Genomic DNA, 2,925 nt, shown 5'->3' with positions numbered 1-2,925 from the left:
GGCGTCGACTGCGGCCTGGGCAGTGACGTAGGCGTAGCCGGCGGCTTTGGCGGACGCAGCGAGTGCCTTGGCCGCTTCCGTGTTGGCGGTGCTGGCCTGGGTCTTGGCGTCCTTGGCGTGCTGCTCGGCTTCGTCGGCGAGCTTGACCGCGGCCTTGGCCTGGGCGGAGGCGTCCTGGGAGGCCTTGATGGCGTCGGCGACGGCGCTGGTGGAGGTTTTGACGGCGGCGTCGGCCTTCAGCTTGTCGGCCTGGGCTGCGTCGGCGTCGGAGCGGGCGCGTTTGGCGGCGGCCTCGGCGCGGGTGGCCGCGGCGTCCGCGTCGGATGCCGCCTTGGTGGCGGCGTCGGCCTCGGAGCGGGCCTTGGTCGCTGCCGTTTCGGCGTCGTCAGCCGCCGTGTCCGCGTCGTTCGCAGCAGCCCGGGCCGCGGTCGCCGCGTCACCGGAATCCAGGGAGTCGGCGTAGGCGTCCTTGGCATCGGCCTTCGCGCGGGTGGCGTCGGCCTTCTGCTCAGCGTCCCAGGCGTCGTCGCGCAGGGACTTGGCGTGGTCCTTCGCCTTGACCGCGTCGTCGCGCCGGTCCCCGGCGGTCTTCTCCGCGGTCTCCGCCTTGTCCTTGGCGTCCTTCGCCTTCGTCGCCTCAGACTCGGCGCTCTTGCGGTGCTCGGCGGCCTCGGCACGGCTGGCGGCGGCGTTCGCTTTCTCCGCCTTGGCCGTCTTCTCCTCGGCCTCCGCCGCGAGCCGCTTGGCGTGCGCGTCGGCGGCGGCCGCCTTGGCGTCCCCCTCGGCCTTCAGCGCGTCGGCGAGCTTGGCCTGCGCGGTCTCCTTGTCCTTCTTGGCGTTGTCTCGGTGCGTCTTCGCGGCGTCGGCTGCGGCTTTCGCCTGCAGCTCGGCCGTCTCGGCGGCCTTCTTGCGGAACTCAGCCTTCGACTGCGCGGCCTGCGCCAGCGCCCGCTGCGCGAGGGTCGCGCTGTCACCGGCGGAGGCACGGGTGGCCGCCTCGGCCGTCTCACCCGCCTTCACCAGCGCCGCGAGAGCGGCAGCGGCACCCTTGGTGACCTGGTCCTTCTGCTGCCCGACCAGCAGACCACGGCCACGCGGCGCCCCATTGGTGTCAGCGATGCCGTAGGCGGCCTGGATCGCCGTGTCCGAGGTGGCCGAAGCCTTCTGCACGGCGGCCAGCTGGGCCTTCAGGACAGCGAGCTGCTTCTTCGCACCGGCCTGCGCCGCGGCAACACCTGCCTTCGCCTTGTCGAACTGCGCCTTGTCCGGATAGTCCAGCTGCCCGGTGCCGTTGTGGCCCGACGGCTTGATGTCGAACTGCTGCGCGGCGCTGTCGTTACAGGTGTAGAGCTTCGCGTCGTTGCCGTTGTCGAAAGTGTGCAGGTCCAGGCACTTGCCCGTACCGACACTCCTCAGGCTGGTGGCGCCGCGCAGTTCGGACGCCCAGGTCTGCGACGTGGACTCCTTGCACGACGAGATCTGGATCTTCGTCCCGTTCGCCGCGTCGTTCCCGGCCACGTCCAGGCACTTGAGCGAGTTGACGTTCTGCAGGTGCAGCTTGTCCTCACTGCCCAAGAGGACCCACTTCTGCGCCGCGGAGCCGTTGCAGGTGTAGACCTGGACCGGCGTACCGTTGTCCTTCTTGCCGCCCTGGACGTCGAGGCACTTGTCCTTCGCGGCGTGCACCTCGATGACGGTGGGGCTGTCGCCCACCCAGCCCAGACCGCCCGGCATCCAGTAGTCCTGCCACCGGGTGAGACGGTCGGCATCCCAGGACTGGCCCAGCATGTCGCTCAAAGCCTTCGCACCCTTGGAAAGGGCGTTGACCGCGTCCTTGTTCGCGCCCAGGATCTGGTTGCGCTGAGCGGCCTGCGACGTGACCTCCTGCTGCCACTCGCCGGCCGCCGCGGACGTGATGTCGCCCAGGACGCTGTCCGGGTCGATCGGATCCCGCCAACCACACGCGGCGAAGCGGGACTTCACGTCCTCGACGGCGATGCGGTACTCCGGCGTGCCCGGCTGCGGCGCGCTGCGCGGGAAGCCGCCGGAGGACAGGAAGAGCCGGGCGTCGTCCGCGCCGGCGTTCGTCGCGGGACCCCCGTGCATCCACTGAAAGGCGCTGCGCTCGGCGCGCGCGCGATTCCACTCCGCCTGCGTCGTCCCGGTGGGATCGGGGTCCTTCCCGTAGAGGGGGTTGCCCACCTGGTCGACGGCCTTGAGAGTCGTGTCGTCGGCTTTCGGGGTGGCGTCGTCGTAGAAGTCGGAGTCGGTTTTCCAGAAACGGTCGGCGACCCAGGCGGACAGACCGGTCTGGGAGTAGAAGCTCTTGTCGCCGTCGGGCGGAGAGTGGAAGTCGGTGTCGGTGAATCCGCCGGGGGTTGAAAGACCGTCCAGAGGCTTCTTCCACCCGTCGCGCTGAGCGGAGAGGGCGTCCATCTCCTTGCCCGCCGCGGTGCGGTCGTTGTTGTACGCGACGGCGAGCGGTGTCTGTTCCCAGTTCTTGCGGTCGGCCAGGACGTGGAGCTTGTCCGGCGTCTGGTTGAGGCCGTCCTGCGCGGTCGCGGCCATCGACGGGCCGCCAAGACGCAGCACGTCGGCCATCAGGCACTGGTCCTGGCGCAGTTGCTCGGCGGCGGTGTCGTCGTACCAGGGATAGGAGTCAGCCACCGGCTCGTTGTTCGGCCCGATCGAACCGGGCTGCACCGCGAGAGCGGCCAGAACGGCCAGCGCAGCCGCTGAGGTGACGGCGGAGGTGCGCTTTTGCGATCTTCGCGCCGCGGGCAGCCGGAACCATGGTCTGGGGTGCAAGAAGGCATCCCTTTCTGCGTTCACTGGGGGGTACGAGCCCGAGGAACGGCCGAACAAAAGGGGAGCGATGATTCCGATCCTGAGGGGTGCTCAGAAGCACGCTGAACCAACCGCATC

The 2,925-nt window shown here is 69.7% G+C and carries 1 protein-coding gene; it reads right to left on the bottom strand.

What is annotated here, in order from left to right; genetic code table 11:
• Positions 1–2,601: RICIN domain-containing protein (locus tag ACWEBX_RS38770; RefSeq protein ID WP_451889407.1), on the bottom strand; the 2,601-nt coding region annotated here is incomplete at its 3' end.
• Between the last annotated feature and the right edge of the window lie 324 nt (positions 2,602–2,925).

It is taken from the genome of Streptomyces sp. NPDC005070, assembly GCF_053600395.1.
The sequence above is the reverse complement of the archived record's forward strand: the minus strand, read 5'-3'. Positions and strand labels throughout refer to the sequence as shown.